General features: G+C 73.7%; 21 protein-coding genes. 13 read left to right on the forward strand and 8 right to left on the reverse strand.

Translation table 11 applies throughout. The features are described from left to right. From ACFQZY_RS01760 to ACFQZY_RS01785, 6 genes are all read left to right on the forward strand, one after another. Nucleotides 1–3,660, forward strand: coding sequence for a translocation/assembly module TamB domain-containing protein (locus ACFQZY_RS01760; RefSeq protein WP_377412616.1), 3,660 nt, complete (start codon nucleotides 1–3; stop codon nucleotides 3,658–3,660). Nucleotides 3,661–3,693: 33 nt separating this feature from the next. After that, the gene (locus ACFQZY_RS01765; protein WP_377411835.1) at nucleotides 3,694–6,267 is read left to right on the forward strand and encodes a circularly permuted type 2 ATP-grasp protein; all 2,574 of its coding nucleotides are present in this window, start codon (nucleotides 3,694–3,696) and stop codon (nucleotides 6,265–6,267) included. 22 nt (nucleotides 6,268–6,289) lie between these two features. Beyond that, complete coding sequence (locus ACFQZY_RS01770; protein ID WP_377411837.1) at nucleotides 6,290–7,171, forward strand: transglutaminase N-terminal domain-containing protein; 882 nt, start codon at nucleotides 6,290–6,292, stop codon at nucleotides 7,169–7,171. An 18-nt stretch (nucleotides 7,172–7,189) separates the two neighbouring features. After that, the gene (locus tag ACFQZY_RS01775; RefSeq protein ID WP_377411839.1) at nucleotides 7,190–7,909 is read left to right on the forward strand and encodes a hypothetical protein; all 720 of its coding nucleotides are present in this window, start codon (nucleotides 7,190–7,192) and stop codon (nucleotides 7,907–7,909) included. Continuing rightward, a complete protein-coding gene (locus ACFQZY_RS01780; RefSeq protein ID WP_377411841.1) occupies nucleotides 7,902–8,183 on the forward strand; it encodes a hypothetical protein in 282 nt (93 codons plus the stop codon). The genes ACFQZY_RS01775 and ACFQZY_RS01780 overlap by 8 nt, the downstream gene beginning before the upstream one ends. A gap of 71 nt (nucleotides 8,184–8,254) precedes the next feature. After that, nucleotides 8,255–8,710 carry a RidA family protein gene (locus ACFQZY_RS01785; RefSeq protein ID WP_377411843.1) on the forward strand — a complete coding sequence of 152 codons (456 nt, stop codon included), beginning with the start codon at nucleotides 8,255–8,257 and terminating at the stop codon, nucleotides 8,708–8,710. A 46-nt stretch (nucleotides 8,711–8,756) separates the two neighbouring features. On the opposite strand, the gene ACFQZY_RS01790 is transcribed toward ACFQZY_RS01785, so the two are convergent. The 4 genes from ACFQZY_RS01790 to ACFQZY_RS01805 all read right to left on the reverse strand — a co-directional run bounded on the left by ACFQZY_RS01790 (nucleotide 8,757) and on the right by ACFQZY_RS01805 (nucleotide 14,649). Continuing rightward, the gene (locus ACFQZY_RS01790; protein WP_377411845.1) at nucleotides 8,757–9,311 is read right to left on the reverse strand and encodes a hypothetical protein; all 555 of its coding nucleotides are present in this window, start codon (nucleotides 9,309–9,311) and stop codon (nucleotides 8,757–8,759) included. Between the two features lie 143 nt (nucleotides 9,312–9,454). Then, nucleotides 9,455–11,788: a DNA topoisomerase IV subunit A gene (gene parC / locus ACFQZY_RS01795; RefSeq protein WP_377411847.1), complete on the reverse strand. Its 2,334-nt coding sequence runs from the start codon at nucleotides 11,786–11,788 to the stop codon at nucleotides 9,455–9,457. A 15-nt stretch (nucleotides 11,789–11,803) separates the two neighbouring features. After that, the gene (locus ACFQZY_RS01800) at nucleotides 11,804–12,679 is read right to left on the reverse strand and encodes a lytic transglycosylase domain-containing protein (protein ID WP_377411849.1); all 876 of its coding nucleotides are present in this window, start codon (nucleotides 12,677–12,679) and stop codon (nucleotides 11,804–11,806) included. Continuing rightward, a complete protein-coding gene (locus tag ACFQZY_RS01805) occupies nucleotides 12,679–14,649 on the reverse strand; it encodes a DNA topoisomerase IV subunit B (RefSeq protein WP_377411851.1) in 1,971 nt (656 codons plus the stop codon). The genes ACFQZY_RS01800 and ACFQZY_RS01805 overlap by 1 nt, the downstream gene beginning before the upstream one ends. Before the next feature lie 119 nt (nucleotides 14,650–14,768). On the opposite strand from ACFQZY_RS01805, the gene ACFQZY_RS01810 reads away from it, so the two are divergent. The 6 genes from ACFQZY_RS01810 (at nucleotide 14,769) to ACFQZY_RS01835 (ending at nucleotide 19,587) form a co-directional block, all read left to right on the forward strand. Next, a complete protein-coding gene (locus ACFQZY_RS01810) occupies nucleotides 14,769–16,001 on the forward strand; it encodes an MFS transporter (RefSeq protein ID WP_377411853.1) in 1,233 nt (410 codons plus the stop codon). Nucleotides 16,002–16,003: 2 nt separating this feature from the next. Next, nucleotides 16,004–16,135, forward strand: a complete 132-nt coding sequence (locus ACFQZY_RS01815) for a hypothetical protein (RefSeq protein WP_377411856.1) — start codon at nucleotides 16,004–16,006, stop codon at nucleotides 16,133–16,135. Nucleotides 16,136–16,151: 16 nt separating this feature from the next. Further along, nucleotides 16,152–16,694, forward strand: coding sequence for a class I SAM-dependent methyltransferase (locus ACFQZY_RS01820; RefSeq protein ID WP_377411858.1), 543 nt, complete (start codon nucleotides 16,152–16,154; stop codon nucleotides 16,692–16,694). Nucleotides 16,695–16,784: 90 nt separating this feature from the next. Beyond that, nucleotides 16,785–17,672: a 4-hydroxy-tetrahydrodipicolinate synthase gene (gene dapA, locus ACFQZY_RS01825; protein ID WP_377411861.1), complete on the forward strand. Its 888-nt coding sequence runs from the start codon at nucleotides 16,785–16,787 to the stop codon at nucleotides 17,670–17,672. A 29-nt stretch (nucleotides 17,673–17,701) separates the two neighbouring features. Next, nucleotides 17,702–18,790, forward strand: a complete 1,089-nt coding sequence (gene bamC / locus ACFQZY_RS01830) for an outer membrane protein assembly factor BamC (protein WP_377411863.1) — start codon at nucleotides 17,702–17,704, stop codon at nucleotides 18,788–18,790. A gap of 20 nt (nucleotides 18,791–18,810) precedes the next feature. Further along, the gene (locus ACFQZY_RS01835) at nucleotides 18,811–19,587 is read left to right on the forward strand and encodes an MBL fold metallo-hydrolase (protein ID WP_377411866.1); all 777 of its coding nucleotides are present in this window, start codon (nucleotides 18,811–18,813) and stop codon (nucleotides 19,585–19,587) included. Nucleotides 19,588–19,649: 62 nt separating this feature from the next. Here ACFQZY_RS01835 and ACFQZY_RS01840 read toward each other — a convergent pair whose 3' ends face one another. Continuing rightward, entirely contained in the window at nucleotides 19,650–19,856 is a 207-nt protein-coding gene (locus ACFQZY_RS01840) for a hypothetical protein (protein WP_377411868.1), read from the reverse strand. Nucleotides 19,857–19,995: 139 nt separating this feature from the next. Further along, the gene (locus tag ACFQZY_RS01845) at nucleotides 19,996–21,147 is read right to left on the reverse strand and encodes a JmjC domain-containing protein (RefSeq protein WP_377411871.1); all 1,152 of its coding nucleotides are present in this window, start codon (nucleotides 21,145–21,147) and stop codon (nucleotides 19,996–19,998) included. Between the two features lie 54 nt (nucleotides 21,148–21,201). Here ACFQZY_RS01845 and ACFQZY_RS01850 point away from each other — a divergent pair, with 54 nt between their 5' ends. Then, nucleotides 21,202–21,720, forward strand: a complete 519-nt coding sequence (locus ACFQZY_RS01850) for a peptidylprolyl isomerase (RefSeq protein ID WP_377411874.1) — start codon at nucleotides 21,202–21,204, stop codon at nucleotides 21,718–21,720. A gap of 61 nt (nucleotides 21,721–21,781) precedes the next feature. Here the strand turns inward: ACFQZY_RS01850 and ACFQZY_RS01855 are convergent, their stop codons facing one another. Then, the gene (locus ACFQZY_RS01855; protein ID WP_377411876.1) at nucleotides 21,782–22,267 is read right to left on the reverse strand and encodes a glycine zipper 2TM domain-containing protein; all 486 of its coding nucleotides are present in this window, start codon (nucleotides 22,265–22,267) and stop codon (nucleotides 21,782–21,784) included. Nucleotides 22,268–22,378: 111 nt separating this feature from the next. Continuing rightward, the gene (gene dut / locus ACFQZY_RS01860; RefSeq protein ID WP_377411879.1) at nucleotides 22,379–22,825 is read right to left on the reverse strand and encodes a dUTP diphosphatase; all 447 of its coding nucleotides are present in this window, start codon (nucleotides 22,823–22,825) and stop codon (nucleotides 22,379–22,381) included. Nucleotides 22,826–22,827 lie beyond the last annotated feature (2 nt).

The following is a 22,827-nucleotide window of genomic DNA, read 5'->3' on the forward strand; positions in this document are numbered from 1 at the left end:
GTGCTGCGCGGGCTGCGGCGGCTGCACGACGCCCTGCTGGCGCTGGCGGCCCTGCTCGCCATCGCCGCCGGGGCGCTGTGGTGGTGGTCCGGCACGCCCGGCTCGCTGGCCTGGGCCTGGGCCCGCTGGGCCCAGCCCCTGGGGCTGCAGGCCGAGGGGCTCGAGGGCTCGCTGCGCGAGGGCCTGCGCGCGCGGCGGCTGCAGTGGTCGCAGGACGGCCTGCAGGTGCAGGCCGAGGGCGTGGACCTCGCCTGGTCCCCGCTGGACCTGCTGCGCGAGCGCCGGCTGCACCTGGCCCGCCTGCGCGTCGCGCTGCTGGAGGTGCGCGACGAGCGTCCCGCCGCCGCCCCGGCGCCGCCGGCCGACCTGAAGCTGCCCCTGGCCGTCACCATCGACGACATCCACCTCGGCCGCCTGCGCTGGCACGGCCCGCCCGCCTTCGAGACGCGGGACCTCGCCGGCCACTACCGCTACGCCGGCGGGCGGCACCTGGCCAAGTTGCGCCAGGTCCTCGTCGCCCGGGGCCGCTACAGCGGCGAGGCCACGCTGGGCGACACCGCGCCGCTGCCGCTGCAGCTGCGCCTGGAGGGCCAGGTCGAGGCCGCGCCGCCCGGGGGCCGGCCGCAGGCCCTGGCCCTGGACGCCGAGGCCCGCGGCCCGCTCGCGCGGCTCGAGCTGCAGGCCCGCCTGCGTGCGCGCGAGGCCGGCGACGCCGCCCCCGCCGCCGACCTGGAGGCGACGCTGGCGCCGTGGCAGTCCCCCGCCCTGCCGCAGGCCCGCGCCCGGCTGCGCAACATCGACCTGGCGGCCCTGTGGCCGCAGGCGCCGGGCACTGCGCTGGGCGGCCGCCTCGACCTCGCCCCGGCCGGCGCGGGCTGGGCCCTGGACACCGAGCTGGCCAACGCCCGCCCGGGCCCCTGGGACCGCAGGGCGCTGCCCGTCTCGCGCCTGCAGGCCCGGGGCGAGTGGCGGGCGGGCACCTTGCTGGTACGCAGCCTGCAGGCCGACCTGGGGGGCGGCACCGCCCGCGGCGAGGGCGCCTGGACCGGCCCCGGCCGCTGGCGCGCGCAGGCCGAGGTCGCCGGCGTGGACCCGGCCGCCCTGCACGGCGCGCTCGCCTCGCACCCCCTCTCCGGCAGCCTGACGGCGCAAGGGGACGCCCGCGCGATCGACTTCGAGGCCGACCTGCGCGGCGCGCGCCGGACCTCTGCCTCTGCCTCTGCCTCTGCCTCTGCCTCCGCATCCGCATCCGCATCCGCATCCGCATCCGCATCCGCATCCGCAGCCTCCGCTGCCGCGCCTCGCCCGGCCCCGGGCCCGGTCCCTGCCCCGGTGCCAGCTGCCAGTGCCGCCCTGTCGCTCGAAACCCTCCACGCCCAGGGCCGCTGGGATGGCCAGCGCCTGGCCCTGCCGCGCCTGCGCGTTCGCGCCGCCGACGCCGTGCTCGAAGGCGCGCTGGACCTGCAGCCCGCTGCGCGCGCCGGCGAAGGCCGCCTGCGGCTGGAGGCGCCGGGCCTGTCCGCCCAGGCCGAGGGCCGCCTCGCGCCGGACCGGGGCGCCGGCCAGCTCACGCTGCGCGTGCCCCAGCTTGCCGCGGCCCAGGCCTGGCTGGCCCGCCTGCCCGGCGTGGCGGTCCCGGGCTGGGCCCTGGCCAGCGGCGACGCCAGCCTGGACCTGGGCTGGCGCGGCGGCTGGAACGCCCCCGCCCTGGAGGCACGCCTGCAGGCCCGGGCGGCGCAGGGGCCGCGCCGCGCCCGCCTCGCCCTGTCCGCCACCGGCACCCGCGCGGGCAGCGCCTGGCAAGGCCGCATCGACACCTTCCACCTCGCCGCCGCCGACCCCGCCCGCACCGCGGGCGAGTGGCAGCTGCAGGCCCGCCAGCCCGTCACCCTCCAGTTCGCGGACGGCCGCCTCGCCGTCGGCGCCGGCCAGGCCACGCTCACCGCCCCGCCCCTGGGCGGCGCCGGCCCGACGCAGGCGCTGGTGGCCTGGGAGCCCGCGCGCTGGGGCGGCGGCGAGCTGCACACCGCCGGGCGCGTCACCGGCCTGCCGCTGTCGTGGAGCGCCCTGGCGGGCATGGCCCCGCCCGCCGGCGACCTCCTGCTCGACGGCCGCTGGGACCTGCACCTCGCGCAGGCCCTGCGCCTGCGCGCCGAGCTGGCCCGCGCCAGCGGCGACGTCACCCTGCTGGCGGAGACCGCCGAGGGCACGCCCGCGCGCGTGACCGCCGGCGTGCGCGAGGCCCGCCTGACCCTGGACAGCCAGGGCGAGGCCGTGCGCCTGGCCGCGCGCTGGGACAGCGAGCGCGCCGGCGCGCTGCAGGCCGACCTGGCCACCCGCCTGGCCCCTGGCGGCGCCGCCGGCTGGACCTGGCCGCAGGAGGCGCCGCTCACCGGCCGCCTGCAGGCCCGGCTGCCCCGCATGGGCGCCTGGTCGGTGCTGGCCCCGCCCGGCCGGCGCCTGCGCGGCTCCCTCGCCGCCGACCTCGCCCTCTCCGGCACGCGCGGGCAGCCGCGCCTGCAGGGCCCGCTCTCGGCCGACGACCTGGGCCTGCGCTCGGTGGTCGACGGCGTCGCGCTGGAGGGCGGCCGGCTGCGCGCGCGCCTGGACGACACCCGGCTGGTGGTCGACGAGCTCCTGCTCCAGGGCCCCGCCGGCGGCGGCACCCTGCGCGCCAGCGGCGAGGGCCGCTGGCAGGCCGGCGCGCCGGCGCTGCGGCTGGAGGCCCGCCTCGAGCAGCTGCGCGCCAGCGTGCGCACCGACCGCCAGCTCACCGTCTCCGGCACCCTCACCGGCTCGCTCGACGGGCGCGAGGCCGCCCTCGCCGGCCGGCTGCGGGTGGACCGCGCCCGCATCACCCTGCCCGATCGCGGCGCGCCGGCCCTGGGCAGCGACGTGGTGGTCCGCAACCTGCCCGCCGGCGTGCAGCTCGGCGCGCAGGCCCGGCCCGCGGCCCCGGCCCGGGCCCTGCGGCTGGGGGTGGACATCGACCTGGGCGGCGACTTCCGCCTCCAGGGCCTGGGCGCCGCGGTGCGCCTGGGCGGCGAGGTCACCGTCAGCGGCGAGTCGCTGGCGCAGCCGCGCCTGGCGGGCACGGTGCAGGTGCTCGAGGGCGAGTACCAGGCCTACGGCCAGACCCTGGCGATCGAGCGCGGCGTGCTGCGCTTCACCGGCGCCCCCGACAACCCGGCGCTGGACCTGCTCGCGGTGCGGCCCAACCTGGTGCAGAAGGTGGGCGTGCTGGTCACCGGCCGGGCGCAGTCGCCCACGGTGCGCCTGTATGCCGAGCCCGACCTGCCCGAGGGCGAGAAGCTGTCCTGGCTGGTGCTGGGGCGGGCGGCGCCGGCCGGCGGGGCCGAGGCGGCGCTGGTGCAGCAGGCCGCCCTGGGCCTGCTGGCGCAGCGCACCGGCGCGGGCGGCGGCATCGCCACCCGCCTGGGGCTGGACGAGCTCTCGGTGCGCCGCGAGGGCAGCAGCGGCGCGGCCATCACCCTGGGCAAGCGCTTCGCCCGCAACTTCTATGCGGCGTACGAGCGCAGCCTGGGCGGCGCCCTGGGCACGCTCTACGTGTTCTACGACCTGACCCGCCACCTCACCCTGCGCGCCGAGGCCGGCGACCGCGCGGGCGTGGACCTGGTCTACACCCTCAGCTACGACTGACACGACGCCGCGCCTGTCACAATCCCGACCGACGTGGAAGGCACCAACGACTCCCTTTTCGACGGCGATGCGCACGAGGCCCCGGCCGCCCTGGCGGCGACCCTGGCGCAGCCCGCGGCCCCCGGCCGCTTCGACGAACTGCGCGGGCGCAGTTCGCCGGCCGCCACCGACCTGCCCACGCGCGCCTGGAGCCGCTTCTTCGAGCACCTCGGCGCCGAGGGCTTCGCCGACCTGGACCGGCGCACCCTCAACCTGGCGCGCCAGGTGCGGGACAACGGCGTCACCTACAACGTCTACGCCGACGCCAACGGCCCGCAGCGTCCCTGGTCGCTGGACCTGTTCCCCCTGATCCTCACGCCCGAGAGCTGGCGCCGCATCGAGACCGGCGTGCTGCAACGCATGCGCCTGCTCGAGCAGGTGATGGCCGACGTCTACGGCCCGCAGCGCCTGGTGGCAGGCAACCTGCTGCCCCCGGCCCTGGTGCACGGCCACCCCGGCTACCTGCGACCGATGCAGGGCGCCACGCCCGCCGGCGGGCGGCACCTGCACATCGCCGCCTTCGACCTCGCGCGCGACGCCGAGGGCCGCTGGTGGGTGGTCTCGCAAAGCACGCAGGCGCCCTCGGGCCTGGGCTACCTGCTGGAGAACCGGCTGGTCATCTCGCGCCTGTTTCCCGAGGCCTTCGCCGACCTGCGCGTGCAGCGCCTGGCCGCCAGCTACGGCGCCCTGGCCGACAGCCTGCGCACCCTGAGCCCCTGCGACCGCGCCGGCGGCGAGGAGCCGCGCATCGTGCTGCTCACGCCCGGCCCCTGGAACGAGACCTACTTCGAGCACGCCTTCCTGGCGCGCTACCTGGGCCTGACCCTGGTGGAGGGCAGCGACCTCACCGTGCGCGGCGAGCGCCTGTACCTCAAGACCCTGGGCGGGCTGGAGCCGGTGCACGGCATCCTCAAGCGCCTGGACGACGAATTCCTCGACCCGCTGGAACTGCGCGCCGACTCGCGCCTGGGCGTGCCCGGCCTGCTGCAGGCGATCCGCGCGGGCAACGTGCTGGTGGCCAACCAGCCCGGCTCGGCCCTCCTCGAGTCCACCGCCCTGCTCGGCTTCCTGCCCGCGCTGTCGAAGCACCTGCTCGGCGAGGAGCTGCAGCTGCCCTCGCTGCACACCTGGTGGTGCGGCGAGCGCGCGGCGATGGAGGCGGTGCTGCCGCAACTGGGCAAGAGCGTCATCAAGCCCACCTACACCGCGCCGGGCGCGGGCGCGGTGCTGGGGCACACGCTGCCGCGGCGCGCGCTCGACGAATGGGCCGGCCGCATCCTGCGCAACCCGGACGACCACACCGTGCAGGCCTACCTGCCGCTGTCGCAGATGCCCACCTGGGACGGCGAGCGGCTGGCGCCGCGCTCGCTGCTGCTGCGGGTCTTCGCCGTGCCCGACGGCGCGGGCGGCTGGCGGGTGCTGCCCGGCGGCCTGACCCGCCTGGCCGGCGCCACGCAGGAGACCGCCTCCATGCAACGCGGCGGCAGCAGCGCCGACACCTGGGTCATGACCGACGGCGAGGTGGACCGCACCACCCTGCTGCCGCAGGCCAGCACCGACGCGGCCGCCGCCGTGGCCCACCGCAGCCGCGTGGTCACCAGTCGCGCCGCCGAGAACCTCTTCTGGCTGGGGCGCTACACCGAGCGCACCGAGAACACCGCGCGCCTGGCCCGCCTCGCGCTGGACGCCCTCGGCGGCGAGGACCAGGACTCGCAGCCCCTGCTCGCCTGGGTCAGCGCGATGGCCGCCGGCAACGCCCTGCTCCTGCCCGGCGTGCCGCCGGCCACGCAGTCGCGCCGGGTGTTCGAGCGCTCGCTGATCGCGGCGCTGGCCGACACCCGCAAGGCCACCAGCGTGGGCTTCAACCTGGGCGGCATCCGCTCGGCCGCCTCGGCGGTGCGCGAGCGCCTCTCGCTGGAGCAGTGGAACCTCATCGTGCGCGCCGAGCAGGAGTTCCTGCGCGGGTGCGGGCAGTGCACCCGGCATGGCGAGTACGCGCCGGTCGAGGCGGTGCGGGTGCTGGAGCAGCTGTCCGGCCACATGGCCGCCATGACCGGCGCGCAGACCGACCGCATGACCCGCGACAACGGCTGGCGCCTGCTGTCCACCGGCCGCCACCTGGAGCGCCTGGCCTTCCTGGCCTCGGCCCTGTCCGAGGGCTTCGAGACCGGCGCGGTGACCGACGAGGCCGGCTTCGAGGCGCTGCTGGCGCTGTTCGACAGCACCATCACCTTCCAGGCCCTGTACCAGAAGCGGCACGACATCCCGGCGCTGCTGGACCTGCTGGTCCTGGACCGCGACAACCCGCGCTCGCTGGGCTGGGTCACGCAGACCCTGCGTGGCCGCCTCGCCCGCATCGACGAGGGTGCGGCCGGCCTGGCCGAGGTGCTGCCCGACCCGCAGTCGTGGACGCTGCAGGCCCTGTGCGAGCGTGACGCCGACGGCCGCCCGGCGCGCCTGCTGGCGCTCCTGCAGCAGTGCGTGGACGGTGCGCTGCGCCTGAGCGACGACCTCACCGCCCGCTACTTCGCCCACTCCGAGGACGCCCGCCAGACGGTGGGCGCCTGAGCCACTTCGCACCGACATCCCGATGCTGCTGCAGGTCGTCCACGAAACCACCTACGACTACGCGCCCGCGGTGAAGACCGCGCAGCACCTGGCCCACCTCAAGCCGCGGCAGACGCCGCACCAGAAGGTGCTGCGCCATCGCCTGTCCGTCACGCCGCAGCCCGCGCAGCTGCGCGAGGTGCCCGACGCCTGGGGCAACACCCGCACCTTCTTCAGCCTGGCGTCCAGCCATGAGCGGCTGCGGGTGGTGGCCGACAGCCTGGTCGACACCGCGCCGCCGCCCGAGCCGGCCAGCACCATCCCCTGGGAGGACGCGCGCGAGCGCATGCGCTACCACCGGGACGCGCGGTTCGACCCCGCCAGCGAGTTCGCCTTCGCCTCGCCCTACGTGCCGCGGCACGAGGACTTCATGGCCTATGCGCAGCCCAGCTTCACGCCCGGCCGCCCGCTGCTGGCGGCGGCGCGCGAGCTGATGGCGCGCATCCACCGGGAGTTCGAGTACCACTCGCAGGCCACCGACGCCAGCACACCGGCGCTGCAGTCCCTGGCCCTGCGCCAGGGCGTGTGCCAGGACTTCGCGCACGTGATGATCGGCTGCCTGCGCAGCCTGGGCCTGCCGGCGCGCTACGTCAGCGGCTACCTGCTCACCGAGCCGCCGCCGGGCCAGCCCCGGCTGGTGGGCGCCGACGCCTCGCACGCCTGGGCCTCGGTCTGGCTGCCCGGCGAGGGCGGCGAGCCCGGCACCTGGGCCGACCTCGACCCCACGAACGACCGCGCCCCGGGCGAGGACTATGTCGTCCTCGCCATCGGCCGCGACTATGCCGACGTCTCGCCCGTGCGCGGGGTCATCCACGGCGGCGCGAACCACCAGCTGAAGGTGGCGGTGACGGTGGCGCCGGCCTGAGGCAGCGCGAGTCGTTTCATGCCCACGCACGACCAGCTGCTCCACATCCTGCGCACCTGGGGCCGCCAGCCCGCGGGTGAACTGGTCTCGCGCCTGGGGGTCAGCCGCCCCACGCTGATGCGGGCCGTGCGGGCCCTGGGCCCGCAGGTGGTCGCCCTGGGCCGCGCCCGCCGCAGCGCCTACGCGGCCCGCCGCGCGCTGCGGGGAGACTGGGCCTCGCTGCCGGTCTACCGCATCGACGAGTCCGGCCAGGCGCACGAAGCCGCGACGCTGTCGCCCCTGCATCCTGGGGGCTGCGCGGTGGACTGGCGCGAGCCCTGCCCCTGGCCGCTCGACGCCGACATGGCGGACGGCTGGTTCGACGGCCTGCCGTACCTGCTGGACGACCTGCGCCCGCAAGGCTTCCTGGGCCGCCACTTCGCGCGCCAGCATGCGCCCCTGCTGCAGTTGCCGGCGGACCCCGCGCAGTGGTCCGAGGACGACACCCTGCACGCCCTGAGCCTGGTCGGCGGCGACGCGCCCGGCTGCTACGTGCTGGGCGAGCCGGCCTTGCGCGGCTGGCTCGCCGCAGTGCGCCTGGTCCGCGCTCAATGCCGGCCTGCTCGGGCTGCCCGCGCCGGCCTGGGTGACGGGCGCGCGGGCCCTGCAGGCGCGGGGCTGGATCGATGCCGGCACGCGCGAGGCGATCGAGCACGCCTGGCAGTTCGGCCAGCTGATCGCCAACAGCGACATGCATGACGGCAACCTCGCCTTCCTCCCCGGCCTGCGGCTGGCGCCGGTCTACGACATGCTGCCGATGCGCTACGCCCCGCCGCGCGCCGCCGAGGTCGTGACGCCGCCCTTCGCCCCGCCGCTGCCCCTGCCGGCCGAGCGCGAGGCCTGGGCCGCGGCGTTGCCGGCGGCCCGCGCGTTCTGGGCCGAGGCCGCCGGCGACCGCCGCATCAGCGGCGGCTTCCGCCGCGTCTGCGAGGCCAATGCCCGCCACCTCGAAGGCCTGGCCGCGGTGGGCTGATCGCGGCGATGCGACGCCGGCGGCTCCTACAATCGCGCCCTCCCCCGACTCCAGACCTCCAAGAGATTCCCATGACCATCGCCGCCAAGCTCCAGGAACTGAACATCACCCTGCCCCCGGTGGCCGTGCCCGCCGCGGCCTATGTGCCCTTCGTGCGCACCGGCAACCTCGTCTTCCTCTCCGGCCACATCGCCAAGAAGGACGGCAAGCCCTGGGTCGGCCAGCTGGGCAAGGACATGAACACCGAGCAGGGCAAGGAAGCCGCCCGCGCCATCGCCATCGACCTGCTCGGCACGCTGCAGGCCGCCGTGGGCGACCTGGAGAAGGTGGTCCGCATCGTCAAGGTGATGAGCCTGGTCAATTCGACCTCCACCTTCACCGAGCAGCACCTGGTCACCAACGGCGCCAGCGAGCTGTTCGCCCAGGTGTTCGGCGACAAGGGCGCCCACGCCCGCAGCGCCTTCGGCGTGGCCCAGATCCCGATGGGCGCCTGCGTCGAGATCGAGCTGATCGCCGAGGTGGCCTGACCACTCGCGCTCCTGGCGCGCCCGGCGCGCCTCGTGGCGCGTTGCCTCAGCGCACCGGAATCATCAGGTGCTGCCAGGGCGTCCCCGGCCACATGATGTAGGGCACGCCCGTGTCCGGCGTCGCCGACTTCGGGTACTGGTCGTAGAACGCCGCGTCTGCGCCCACGACCATCACGTGCGGCCCGGTGCTGACCCAGTGGTTGCTCGCCGTGGGCTGCTGCGCGAAGGGGTCGGTGTTGCTCGCGTCGGTGCCGCCCTTGAGCATGTACATGAAGCCGATCTTCCCGGCCGGCGGCGGCTTGCGGGCCATCCAGGCCTGGACCCACTCCATCGCCGCCCTGTCCATGCACATCGGGTCCGGGCCGGGCGTGGCCGGGTTGTCCGGCATGCAGGTGAAGCCGTTGCGACCCTCGCGCAGGGTGCGCAGGCGGCCGTCCTTCTCCACGGCCACGATGGTGGCGCCGGCGGCCACCTTGGGCGGCGCGGCCTGCAAGGCGCTGTCGACCAGGGCGGCGTCGGCCGGCGCGGGCGCGGGGACCGCCTGCGCGTGAACGAGGCAGACGCCAGCCAGCAGGCTGGCGGCGATCGGGGTCTTCTTCATGGCGGACTCCGGGAGACGGGGCCCGCAGTCTCGGCGGCAACGGCCCGCCGCCGCCGGGGAATCGGCCGCGCCTGGCCGTGCGGCGCGGCCTACATCGCGCGGCCGTGCTGCGAAGGCCGCGGGTTACCCGCGACCCCAGGCCCTCACTCCACCCGCACGATGGCCGTGGGCTTGAAGCCCAGGTCGGCCGCCTTGCCCTTGCGGCCGCGGCCGGCGCGGGCGTTATTGAGCGAGCGGATCTCCAGCGTCTCCTCGCGGTCCTTGCCGCCGCGGCCCACGCCCGAGATCTTCACGCTGCGGGTGTAGGCCGCCGCGCCGGCCAGGGTGTCCTTGGCCTCGAGGTCGATCAGCATCAGGCCGCGGCCGCCGTTGGCCTGGGCCTTGAGCTCGCCGATCTCGAAGGTGAGGATGCGCCCGCCGGTGGAGGCGCAGGCCACGTGCGTGGCGGCCGCGACCGGCGCCACCTGCGCCGGGGAAGGCCGGCACACGGACTCGCCCTCGCCGCAGGAGATGAAGGACTTGCCCCCGCGCTGGCGCGAGGTCATGTTCTCCACCGTCGCCAGGAAGCCGTAGCCCGCGCTGTTGGACAGCAGCAGGCTGGCGCCGGCGGCGCCGGCGAAGTAGTGCACGACCTGCGTGCCCGCCTCCAGCTCGATGAAGGTGGTGATCGGCTGGCCGTCGCCGCGCGCGCCGGGCAGCGTGGCCACTGGCACCGAGTAGATGCGGCCGTTGCTGCCGAAGACGAGGAGCGTGTCGACCGTGCGGCATTCGAAGGTGCCGTAGAGGCCGTCGCCGGCCTTGAAGGCGAAGCTCGCGGCGTCATGGCCATGGCCCTGGCGCGCGCGCACCCACCCCTTCTGCGAGACGACCACGGTGACCGGCTCGTCGATGATCTTCACTTCGGCCACGGCCTTCTTCTCGGCCTGGATCAGGGTGCGGCGGGCGTCGGCGAAGGTCTTGGCGTCGGCCTCGATCTCCTTGACCATCAGCCGGCGCAGCGCGGCGGGGCTGCCGAGGATCTCCTCCAGCCTGCCCTGCTCCTCGCGCAGCTCCTTGAGCTCCTGCTCGATCTTGATCGCCTCCAGGCGCGCCAGCTGGCGCAGCCGGATCTCGAGGATGTCCTCGGCCTGGCGGTCGCTGAGGTTGAAGCGCGCGATCAGGGCGGCCTTGGGCTCGTCGGCGCCGCGGATGATCGCGATGACTTCGTCGATATTGAGCAGGACGGTCTGGCGGCCCTCCAGGATGTGGATGCGGTCCAGCACCTTGTCCAGGCGGTGCCGCGAGCGGCGCTCCACCGTGCGCTGGCGGAATTCGATCCACTCCACCAGGATCTGGCGCAGCGGCTTCTGCACCGGCTTGCCGTCGAGCCCGATCATGGTCATGTTGACCGGGGCCGAGGTCTCCAGGCTGGTGTGAGCCAGCAGGGCCTGGATCAATTCCGACTGCTCGATGCGGCTGGTCTTGGGCTCGAACACCAGGCGCACCGGCGCGTCCTTGCTGGACTCGTCGCGCACCGCGTCGAGCACGGCGAGCATGGACTGCTTCAGCTGCAGCTGGTCCTGCGTCAGCGCCTTCTTGCCGGCCTTGACCTTGGGGTTGGTGATCTCCTCGATCTCCTCCAGCACGCGCTGCGAGCTCACGCCCGGGGGCAGCTCGTTGACCACCAGCTGCCACTGGCCGCGGGCGAGGTCCTCGATCTTCCAGCGCGCGCGCACCTTCAGCGAGCCGCGGCCGCTGCGGTAGGCGTCGGCGATGTCGGAGGCGCTGGAGATGACCTGGCCGCCGCCCGGGAAGTCGGGGCCCGGGATGACGGCGAACAGCTCCTCGTCGGACAGCTTCGGGTTCTTGATCAGGGCCACGCAGGCGTCGGCCACCTCGCGCAGGTTGTGCGAGGGGATCTCGGTGGCCAGGCCCACGGCGATGCCGCTGGCGCCATTGAGCAGCGTGAACGGCAGGCGCGCGGGCAGCTGCACCGGCTCCTGGGTGCTGCCGTCGTAGTTGGGGCTGAAATCGACCGTGCCCTCGTCGATCTCGTCGAGCAGCAGGTTGGTGATCTTGGCCAGGCGGGCCTCGGTGTAGCGCATGGCCGCGGCGCCGTCGCCGTCACGCGAGCCGAAGTTGCCCTGGCCGTCGATCAGGGGGTAGCGCTGGGAGAAGTCCTGCGCCATGCGCACCAGGGCGTCGTAGGCGGCCTGGTCGCCGTGCGGGTGGAAGCGGCCCAGCACGTCGCCCACCACGCGGGCGCTCTTGACCGGCTTGGCGCCGGCGGTGCCGGAGAAGCCCAGGCCCATCCGGGCCATCGAGTAGAGGATGCGCCGCTGCACCGGCTTCTGGCCGTCGGCCACGTCGGGCAGCGCGCGGCCCTTGACCACGCTGAGGGCGTACTCGAGGTAGGCGCGCTGGGCGTAGGTCGCCAGGTCCAGTTGCGAGTCGTCGTCGCCGCCGTCGGCGGCGAGGGTGATGAGGTCCTGCTCCATGGGGGAAGGTCAGTGTCAGTCGATGTGGGTTCGCACGAGGGACGGCACGGCGGCCAGCGGCGCGCCGAGCGAGGGCGGCATGCGGGCTCGGCCCGGCACCGGGGCCGGCAGCTCCATGCGCACGCGGTGCGCGCCGGTGCCGGCGGTGATCGCGGTCGCCGTGGACGCCGTGGACGCAGCAGACGCCTGGGCCTCGGGCGCCGGCTTCAGCGCGGCGTACAGCTGCATCACGGTGCGCACGTAGTGGCGCGTCTCGCGGATGTCGGGGATGCGGTTGCCGGCGCGCAGCACCGCGCCTTCGCCCGCGTTGTAGGCGGCCAGCGCGAGCTCGAGCCGGCCGGGAAAGAGGTTCACCAGGTGGCGCAGGTAGCGCGCGCCGGCCCGCACATTGGTGCGCGGGTCCAGCAACTGGCGCGCGACCGGGTGGCGCGGCGAGCCGGCCACGCCGAAGCGCTCGGCGGTGGCGGGGATCACCTGCATCAGGCCGATGGCGCCCTTGGGCGAGACTGCCTGCGCATCGAAGCCGGACTCGGTGGCGACCAGGGCCTGAAGCAGCTCGACGTCGAGGTTGTGTGCGCGGGCCGCCTCGTGCAGCAGGGGCTGGGCCTGGCGCACGCCGGGGGCGGCGGCCAGCCAGGCGAGCAGCTTCGGCGAGGCGACGCCGTCGTCGGCGGGCCGGGGAGCGGCCGGCGCTGCGCCTTCGGCCGCCGAGGCCAGGGGCGCGGGCGCGAGGGGCCCGTCACCGCGCGAGAACAGCTCGTAGCGCTCGTCCAGCTTCTCGCCGGCGAAGAAGGCCACGCCGCGCGCGTCGACGAAGCCCCAGACGTCCGCGCGCGCGCCCGCCGACGCTGCCAGCAACAGCGCCAGGAGCCACGCGCGGGCGGGCCGCATCAGATGTCGACCTCCACCTCGTCGCCATGCAGCTCCATCAGCTCGCGGCGGGCCGCGGCCTCGCCCTTGCCCATGAGCTTGGTGATGAGGGTCTCGGTGCCGGCGAAGTCGAAGCGGCCCAGGGCCACCGGCAGCAGGCGGCGGGTGTCGGGGTTGAGCGTGGTCTCCCACAGCTGCTCGGCGCTCATCTCGCCCAGGCCCTTGAAGCGGCTGATGCTCCAGGCGCCTTCGCGCACGCCTTCCTTGCGCAGCTTGTCGAGGATGGCGGTGAGCTCGCCCTCATCCAGCGCGTAGCTCTTGGAGGCGGGCTTCTTGCCGCGCGCCGGCGCATCCACCCGGAACAGCGGCGGGCGGGCCACGTAGACATGGCCGGCCTCGATCAGCTTGGGGAAGTGGCGGAAGAACAGCGTGAGCAGCAGCACCTGGATGTGGGAGCCGTCGACATCCGCGTCGGACAGGATGCAGATCTTGCCGTAGCGAAGGCCGGAGAGGTCCGGCGTGTCGTTCGGCCCGTGCGGGTCGACGCCGATGGCCACCGCGATGTCGTGGATCTCGGTGTTGGCGAAGAGGCGGTCACGCTCCACCTCCCAGGTATTGAGCACCTTGCCGCGCAGGGGCAGGACCGCCTGGCATTCCTTGTCGCGGCCCATCTTGGCGCTGCCGCCGGCAGAGTCTCCCTCGACCAGGAAGACCTCGTTGTGGGCGATGTCGCGGCTCTCGCAGTCGGTCAGCTTGCCCGGGAGCACGGCGACCCCGGAGCCCTTGCGCTTTTCCACCTTCTGGCCGGCGCGCTGGCGGGTCTGGGCCGCCTTGATGGCGAGCTCGGCGAGCTTGCGGCCATAGTCCACGTGCTGGTTCAGCCACAGCTCCAGCGCCGGGCGAACGAAGCTGGAGACCAGGCGCACGGCGTCGCGCGAGTTCAGGCGCTCCTTGATCTGGCCCTGGAACTGCGGGTCCAGCACCTTGGCCGAGAGCACGTAGCTGGCGCGGGCGAAGACGTCCTCGGGCATCAGCTTCACGCCCTTGGGCAGCAGCGAGTGCAGCTCGATGAAGCTCTTGACCGCGTTGAACAGGCCGTCGCGCAGGCCGCTGTCATGCGTGCCGCCGGCGGACGTGGGGATCAGGTTGACGTAGCTCTCGCGCACCGGCGCGCCGTCCTCGGTGAAGGCCACGCACCACTGCGCGCCCTCGCCCTCGGCGAAGGTCTCGCTGTCCTCGGCATAGCCCTCGCCATCGAACAGCGGGATCACCGGGTCGGTGGGCAGGGTCTGCATCAGGTAGTCGCGCAGGCCGCCCTTGTACTGCCAGCTTTGCGTCTCCTTGGTCTTATCGTTCACGAGGTAGACGGCCACGCCCGGCATCAGCACCGCCTTGCTTCGCAGCAGGTGGGCCAGCTCGTTCAGGGGCAGCTGGGAGGACTCGAAGTACTTGGCGTCGGGCCAGACGCGCACGCTGGTGCCCTGGCGGCGGTCGCCCTCCTGGGCCTTGCGCACCTGCAGGTCCTCGGTGACGTCGCCGCCCTCGAACACCAGGCGGGCCACCTGGCCCTCGCGGTGCGAGACCGCCTCGAGCCGCTTGGCCAGGGCGTTGGTCACGGACACGCCGACGCCGTGCAGACCGCCGGAGAAGCTGTAGGCCCCGCCCTTGCCCTTGTCGAACTTGCCGCCGGCATGCAGGCGGGTGAACACCAGCTCGATCACCGGCGCCCCTTCCTCGGGGTGCAGGCCGAACGGGATGCCGCGGCCGTCATCTTCCACGCTGACGGAGCCGTCGGCATGGAGGGTGACCTTGATGCGCTTGCCGTAACCGGCCAGGGCCTCGTCGGCGGCGTTGTCCAACACCTCCTGGATGATGTGCAGGGGGTTGTCGGTCCGCGTGTACATGCCGGGACGCTGCTTGACGGGCTCCAGGCCCTTGAGCACGCGGATCGAACCTTCGGAATACTCGGTGGAGGGTTTGCTGCTTGCCATGGGAGCGGCGATTGTAGTTGCGGGCCAGCCTCGGGGCTGTATGGAACCACAGTCTACCCGACGCACCTGGCGCCCTCACGACAGCGGGGAAGGAGGCGATTGGGTACAGTCGCCCGGTCATGACGTCCTCCCCCCCCAAGCTTTCCATGGTGCAGGTGCTCGCCTGCGGCGCCGCCATCGTCACCCTGTCCATGGGCGTGCGCCACGGCTTCGGCCTGTGGCTGCAGCCGATCACGCAGGCCCAGGGCTGGACGCGCGAGACCTTCGCCTTCGCCCTCGCGGTGCAGAACCTGGCCTGGGGCGTCTTCGGCGTCTTCGCGGGCATGCTGGCCGACCGCTTCGGCGCCTTCCGCGTCATCACCGGCGGCGCCCTCCTGTACGCCGCCGGCCTCCTGGGCATGGCCCTGAGCACCAGCGTCCTGGGCTTCACGCTCACCACCGGCCTCCTGATCGGCGCGGCCCAGGCGGGCACCACCTACGCGGTGATCTATGGCGTGATCGGCCGCCAGGTCGACCCGGCCCGGCGCTCCTGGGCCATGGGCGTGGCGGCCGCCGCCGGCTCCTTCGGCCAGTTCCTCATGGTGCCGACCGAGGGCCTGCTGATCGCCAGCTTCGGCTGGCAACAGGCCCTGATGCTGCTGGCCGCGGCCGTGGTGCTGGCGGTGCCCCTGGCCTTCGGCCTGCGCGAGCCGGGCTTTCGCGGCGGCGCGGCGCCCCGGCGCGACCAGAGCGTGGGCCAGGCCCTGCGCGAGGCCTTCAAGTACCCCAGCTTCCAGCTGCTCACCGCGGGCTACTTCGTCTGCGGCTTCCAGGTGGTATTCATCGGCGTGCACATGCCCAGCTACCTGAAGGACCAAGGCCTCACGCCGCAGGTGGCCAGCTACGCGCTGGCGCTGATCGGCCTGTTCAACGTGTTCGGCACCTACATCGCCGGCTCGCTGGGCCAGCGGCTCGCCAAGCGCAAGATCCTGGCGACCATCTACTTCGGCCGCGCGGTGGCCATCGCCCTGTTCCTGTGGGCGCCGCTGACGCCGATGTCGGTCTACATCTTCTCGGCGGTGATGGGCCTGCTGTGGCTGTCCACCGTGCCGCCCACCAATGCCACCGTGGCCCAGATCTTCGGCGTGGCCCACCTGTCGATGCTGGGGGGCTTCGTGTTCCTCAGCCACCAGTTCGGCTCGTTCATGGGCGTGTGGCTCGGCGGCCTGCTGTACGACCGCACCGGCAGCTACGACATCGTCTGGTACATCGCCATCGCCCTGGGCGTCTTCGCCGCGCTGGTGAACCTGCCGGTGCGCGAGGCGCCCATCGCGCGCCAGCCCCGGCAAGAGACGCAGGCCCAGGCCGCCTGACCATGAAGCCTCGCGCGCGCACCCTGCTGGCCTACGCCGCCGCCCTGGCGGCGCTGGGGGCGGTGTTCGCGCTCTACACCCGGCCCGCGCTGCTGGTCACCCTGGCCGACCAGCTCTGGGCCTGTTTCAACTGATTCCCCCTCCCCTCCCATGCACGGAACCGAAGCCCCCAGCGAGTGGGTGCAGCGCTGGAGCCACCTCGTGCCCGCGGGCGGCGCGGTGCTCGACGTCGCCTGCGGCGCCGGCCGCCACCTGCGCTGGTTCGCGGGGCGGGGCCACCCCGTCACAGGCGTGGACCGCGACCCGGCGGCCCTGGCCGCGGCCCAGGTGGCTGGCGAGCTGCTGCAGGCCGACATCGAGAACGGCCCCTGGCCCTTCGCGGGCCGGCGCTTCGCGGGCGTGGTGGTGACGAACTACCTGTGGCGATCGCTGCTGCCCGCGATCGTGCACAGCGTGGCCGAGGGCGGCGTGCTGGTCTACGAGACCTTCGCCGCCGGCAACGAGACGGTGGGCAAGCCCTCGCGGCCGGATTTCCTGCTGCAGCCGGGGGAGCTGCTGCGGGCCTGCGAGGGCTTGCGGGTGGTGGGCTACGAGGACGGTTTCCTCACCGGGCCCGAGCGGTATGTGCAGCGGGTGGCGGCGGTGCGCCCCCGCCCTGGCGACCTGGGCCGGCCGTTGCGGCTCGCCGGCTGAACGCGTCATCTCCCCGCGGCGACGGCCGGCCCCCCCGCCCTCGCTAGAATGCGCTGTTCCCTTTCACGAGCCCCTCAGACGAGCCCCCAAATGACCCAGATCACAGGCAGCATCGTGGCCCTGGCCACCCCCATGCACGACGACGGCAGCGTGGACTATGCGAGCCTGCGAAAACTGATCGACTGGCACATCGCCGAAGGCACCGACTGCATCGGCGTCGTCGGCACCACCGGCGAGTCGCCCACGGTCAGCGTCGAGGAGCACCGCGAGATCATCCGCGTCTCCGTCGAGCATGCCGCCAGGCGCGTGCCGATCATGGCCGGCTGCGGCGCCAATTCCACGGCCGAGGCCATCGAGCTGGCCAAGTACGCCCGCGAGGTCGGCGCCGACTGCCAGCTGCAGGTCGTCCCCTACTACAACAAGCCCACGCAAGAGGGCCAGTACCTGCACTTCAAGGCCATCGCCGAAGCCACCGGCGACCTGCCGATCGTGCTGTACAACGTCCCCGGCCGCACCGTGGCCGACATGGCCCACGACACCGTGCTGCGCCTGGCCGAAGTGCCCGGCATCGTCGGCATCAAGGAGGCCACCGGCAACATCGAGCGCGCCCAGTGGCTGATCCGCGATGTGCCCCAGGGCTTCGCCGTCTACTCCGGTGACGACCCCACCGCCGTCGCCCTCATGCTGTGCGGCGGCCAGGGCAACGTGAGCGTCACCGCCAACGTCGCCCCTCGCCTGATGCACGAGCTGTGCGTGGCCGCCATCGCCGGCGACCGCAACCGCGCCATGGAGATCCAGCGCCAGCTGATGCCGGTGCACAAGCACCTGTTCTGCGAGGCCAACCCCATCCCCGTGAAGTGGGCCATGGCCCGCATGGGCCTGTGCGGCGGCGCCTTGCGCCTGCCCCTCACGCCGCTGACCCCGGCCAACCACCCCGTGGTCGAGGGCGCGCTGCGCGCCAGCGGCCTGCTCGGTTGAATACGCCCTTTCCCCGAGGAAACCGCTGCATGAAGCACCCCGCACGTCTGGCGCTGCTGGCGCTGTGCGCCCAGCTGGCCGCCTGCTCCAGCCTCCAGAGCGACAAGATCGACTACAAGAGCGCGACCACCGCGCCCTCGCTGCAGGTCCCGCCCGACCTCACGCAACTCGCCCGCGACACCCGTTACTCGGTGGCCGGCGGCGCCGTCACCGCCACCGCGCAGCAGGCCGCCCGCCCGCTGGGCGTGCCCACTGCCGTGTCCAGCGTCGCCGACGTGCGCATCGAGCGCAGCGGCAACCAGCGCTGGCTCGTGGTCAAGCGCCCCGCCGAGCAGATCTACCCCCTGGTGCGCGAGTTCTGGCAGGAGGGCGGCTTCCTCCTCACCCAGGACCAGCCCGAGCTGGGCATCATGGAAACGGACTGGGCCGAGAACCGCGCCAAGATCCCGCAGGACTTCATCCGCGCCACCATCGGCAAGGTGCTGGACTCGCTGTACTCCACCGCCGAGCGTGACCGCTTCCGCACCCGCATCGAGCGGGCCGCCGACGGCAGCACCGAGGTCTACGTGACGCACCGCGGCCTGCAGGAAGTCACCCAGGGCACGCACCCCCAGAACACCACCGGCACGCTGTGGCAGCCCCGTCCGGCCGACCCGGAGCTGGAGACCGAGTTCCTGCGCCGCCTGATGGTCAAGCTGGGCGTGCCGCAGCAGCAGGCCCAGGCCACCGCGCCGGCCGCGCCCGCGCGCGCCACCGCCCGCGTGGCCACTGTGAACAACCAGCCCGTGCTGCAGATAGACGACGCCTTCGACCGCGCCTGGCGCCGCGTCGGCCTGTCGCTGGACCGCACCGGCTTCACCGTGGAAGACCGCAACCGCGCCGAGGGCACCTACTTCGTGCGCTATGTCGAGCCCAACCCCGACCGCCAGCAGGAACGCGGCTTCTTCAGCCGCCTCTTCAGCGGCTCGGAGAAGCCCGCCGCGCCGGCCCGCTACCGCATCGCGGTGCGCAGCCAAGGCGAGGCCACCACCGTGTCGGTGCTGGACGCCAATGGGGCGCCGGTCACCACCCCCGCGGCCCAGCGCATCGTCCAGGTGCTGGCCGACGACCTGAAGTAAGGCCGCCGCCCCCTCCCGCCGTGCTTCGATTCAAGAGCCTGGGCAGCGGCAGCTCGGGCAACGCCACGGTGGTCGAGGCCACCAGTGGCAACGTCACCACCCGGCTGCTCGTCGACTGCGGCCTGGGCATCCGCCGGCTGGACCGGGCCCTGGCGGAGGCCGGCCTCGCGGCCGCCGACCTCGACGCGATCTTCGTCACCCACGAGCATTCCGACCACATCGGCTGCGCCCGGGCGCTGGCCCTGCGCGAGCGGCTGCCAGTCCACATGAGCGCCGGCACCCATGCCGGCTTGCGCGAACGCGACTTCGACGGCCTGCTGCGGGTGGCCGCCGACGGCCAGGCCATCGACCTCGGGGCGCTGCGGGTCATGCCCTTCGACGTGCCGCACGACGCGCGCGAGCCGCTGCAGCTGCATTGCACCGATGGCGACGCGCGCCTGGGCATACTGACCGACCTGGGCCATGTGACCGCGCATGTACTGGCCCACCTCGCAGGCTGCGGCTCGCTGCTGCTCGAGTGCAATCATGACGCGCAGATGCTGGCCAGCGGCCCCTACCCCTGGTTCCTCAAGCGCCGGGTGGGCGGGGACTGGGGCCACCTGGCGAACGCGGCGGCGGCCGAGGCGGCCCGCACGCTGCAGGCGCGGGGCCTGCGCCAGGTCGTGGCAGCGCACCTGAGCGAGAAGAACAACACCCCCGACCTCGCCCGCACCGCGCTGGCGGAGGCCCTGGGGGCTGCGCCGCAGGACATCCACGTGGCGACAGCCTCCGCGGGCTGCGCGTGGCTGCGGGCCTGAGCGCCCAATAAAAAAGCCGCCCCGAAGGGCGGCTTTCGTTCTTTCAAGAACCGGAGAACCGATTACTTGGAAGCGGCGCTGGCGGCCGGGGCAGCAGCGGAAGCGGCAGCAGCGGCGGCGGCGGAAGCGGCGCCAGCAGCGGCGTCGGCAGCGGGGGCGGCCGGGGCGGCGGCGGGAGCGGGAGCCGGGGCCGGAGCCTCTTCCTTCTTGCCGCAGGCGGCCAGGGCGAAGGCGGCGATCACGGAGGCCAGGACGAGCGATTTCTTCATTTCAGGTTCCTTTTATGGGGGTGGACAATTTTCCGGAAAACTGCCCGTGAAGCAGCCGCTCCACGGACTGAAGAACAAGAAGGACTCGAGCTCTTCCTGCTCAACCCAACATTATAGGCACATCGAACCCGAGACTTAATTACTTGGTCGCCGTCAATCCGGACGACCGAGCATCTTCGTGCAGCCAGCCGGCTTCGCACCAGGCCAGGAGCAGGTCGATGGCCGCCTCGCTGGCGCCCGCCAGGTCGCGCGCATCGAGGGCGCGGCGGTCGGCCAGGCGGCGCATCAGGGTGGCGTCGCGCCCGCCGGCGCGCCAGCTCTCGCCATTCAGGTAGATGTGGCGCGCGTCATAGACCATGCGCGATCGCGCGTCCAGGCGCACTGCCCGCAGGCGGCGCGGCGCGCGCTGCGACTCGAACCAGACGTTCGCCTTGGGCTCGGTGAGGTACTCGCCCAGGGCGCGCTCGAGAGCGTCGGGCGTGCGCAGCGCGCGGGCCAGCGCGTCGCGCGCGAAGTCGACGAGCCCGTCGGGCATGGCACCGGGGCTCGCCGTGGCGGCCTGGCGCGGGTCGCGGTAGATCGCCTCGCCCACCTCCTCGGCGGCCTCCTCGGCGATGCGTTGCAGCAGTTCGCGCGCCAGCTCGCCGCGCGCCGGCGAGCGAAAGCCGATGGAGTAGGTCTGGCACTCGCCCTCGGCGATGCCGTCGTGCGCGTAGCGCGGAGGCAGGTACAGCATGTCGCCCGGCTCCAGCACGTATTCGGCCTCGGGCTCGAAGTTGGCGAGGATCTTCAGCGGCACGCCCTCCTGCAGGGTGAAGTCCTCCTGGCGGCCGATGCGCCAGCGGCGGCGGCCGTGGGCCTGCAGCAGGAACACGTCGTAGCTGTCGAAGTGGGGGCCGACGCCGCCGCCATCGGTGGCGTGGCTGATCATGAGGTCGTCCAGCCGCGCCTCCGGCACGAAGCGGAACTGCTGCATCAGCGCATGCACGCCGGCATCATGCAGGTCCATGCCCTGCACCAGCAGGGTCCAGCCGGGACGCTTGCGCGGCGGGATGCCGCGCCCCTCGAACGGGCCGCGCCGCATGCGCCAGCGCCCGCCGCCGAGCTGCTCCACGAGGCGCGACTCCACCTCCTCCTGCCCGGCCAGCTCGAACAGGCGCTCGCGCGGCACCAGCGCCTGGAAGCCGGGGATGGCGCCGCGCACCAGCAGGGGCTTCTTCTGCCAGTGGCGCTTCATGAACTGCGAGGGCGTGAGGCCGCCCAGGAGGGCGAGGGGCTGGTCGATCTGCATGCGGGAGGTGGGCGCGAGCGAGGCGCGAGGGGTGCGAACTGCGACAATTCTCCTATGGAAATTTCGAACCAATGCGTCGTCGCCCTCACGTGGACCCTCAAGGACACGCTGGGCGACACGCTCGACACGCTCGAGGCCCCGGTGGAGTTCCTGGTGGGCGGCGACGACCTGCTCGCCAAGATCGAGGAGGCCCTGCAGGGCCATGAGGTGGGCGACCGGCTCGACCTGCACCTCGAGCCCGAGGAGGCCTTCGGCGACTACGACGAGAACCTGGTGTTCCTCGAGGCGCGAGCCCTCTTCCCCGAGCAGCTCGAGGAGGGCATGACCTTCGAGGAGCTGCCCACGGGCGCCACGTCGCAGGGCCCGGCCAGCGCGCTGTACACCGTCACCGAGATCTACCCGGAGCACGTGGTGCTGGACGCCAACCACCCCCTGGCCGGCATCGCCCTGCGGCTGTCCCTCAAGGTCGAGGGCGTGCGCGAGGCGACCGAGGAGGAGGTGGGCCGCGGCAGCGCGGGCACCGGCTTCTTCCGCGTGCAGCCCCAGGCGCCGGGCAGCGACAGCATCCACTGAGGCCCGGGCCGCGGCCCGCAGCCTCTGCCTCCCGGCCGGCCGCCCGGTCAGGGCCAGCAGATCAGGACCGGTAGATCACGTTGTTCTCGATGCGCACCCGGTCGCCCACGCGCAGGTCGCCGGTGGCCTGAACCTCGTAGACGCGGGAGACGCCCTGGTCGGTCTGCACCGTGATGCGGTAGGCCGGCCCGCTGGTGGCCGCGCCCGCCGGGGCGCCGCGGCCGACCTGGCTGCCCGCCGCCGCTCCCGCCACCCCGCCCAGGACGGTCGCGGCATCACGGCCCGAGCCGCCGCCGATCTGGTGGCCCAGGACGGCGCCGGCAACGCCGCCGACCACCGCGCCGACCACGTTGGGGCCGCGCGCCGCGGCGGGCGTGCCCGGGGGGAGGTACTCGATGCTCGTGACCCGCCCCCACTCCAGCGAGGCGGGCGCGGTGCCGGCCTGCGGGTAGGCGGCCGTCTGCGCCGTGCCCGTGGTGGGGTACTGGGCGCAGGCCGCCAGCAAGGCCAGGCCGGCGGCGGCGAGGATGCGGAGGATGGGTCGCATGGCAGTCTCCTGGGAGCGTCCGGGGAGCGGACGCCGGCGATTGCATCGCCGGCATGCGCCGGGGCGCGTAGGAGACCCGCGACGGCGGCCGTCAGAGGCCGTGACGGGTTCTCAGGCCTTGCCCGTCGAGCCGTAGCCGCCCTCCCCGCGCTCGGTGGCGGGGAACTCGGTGACCACGTTGAACTGCGCCTGCACCACCGGCACGATGACCAGCTGCGCCAGGCGCTCCAGGGGCTGGAGCGTGAATTCGACCGGGCTGCGGTTCCAGCAGCTGACCATTAGCTGGCCCTGGTAGTCGCTGTCGATCAGGCCGACCAGGTTGCCCAGCACGATGCCGTGCTTGTGGCCCAGGCCCGAGCGCGGGAGGATCATCGCGGCGTAGCCCGGGTCCTTGAGCCACATGGCCAGGCCGGTGGGCACCAGCTGCCAGGCGTTGGGCGCCAGGGTCAGCGGCGCGTCGATGCAGGCGCGCAGGTCCAGGCCGGCGCTGCCGGGCGTGGCGTAGGTGGGCATCTGGTCCACCAGGCGGGGATCCAGGATCTTGACGTCGACTTGCATGG

This window comes from Ramlibacter sp. GCM10027632, from assembly GCF_042675325.1.
In the GTDB taxonomy this organism is placed as follows: Bacteria; Pseudomonadota; Gammaproteobacteria; order Burkholderiales; family Burkholderiaceae_C; genus Ramlibacter.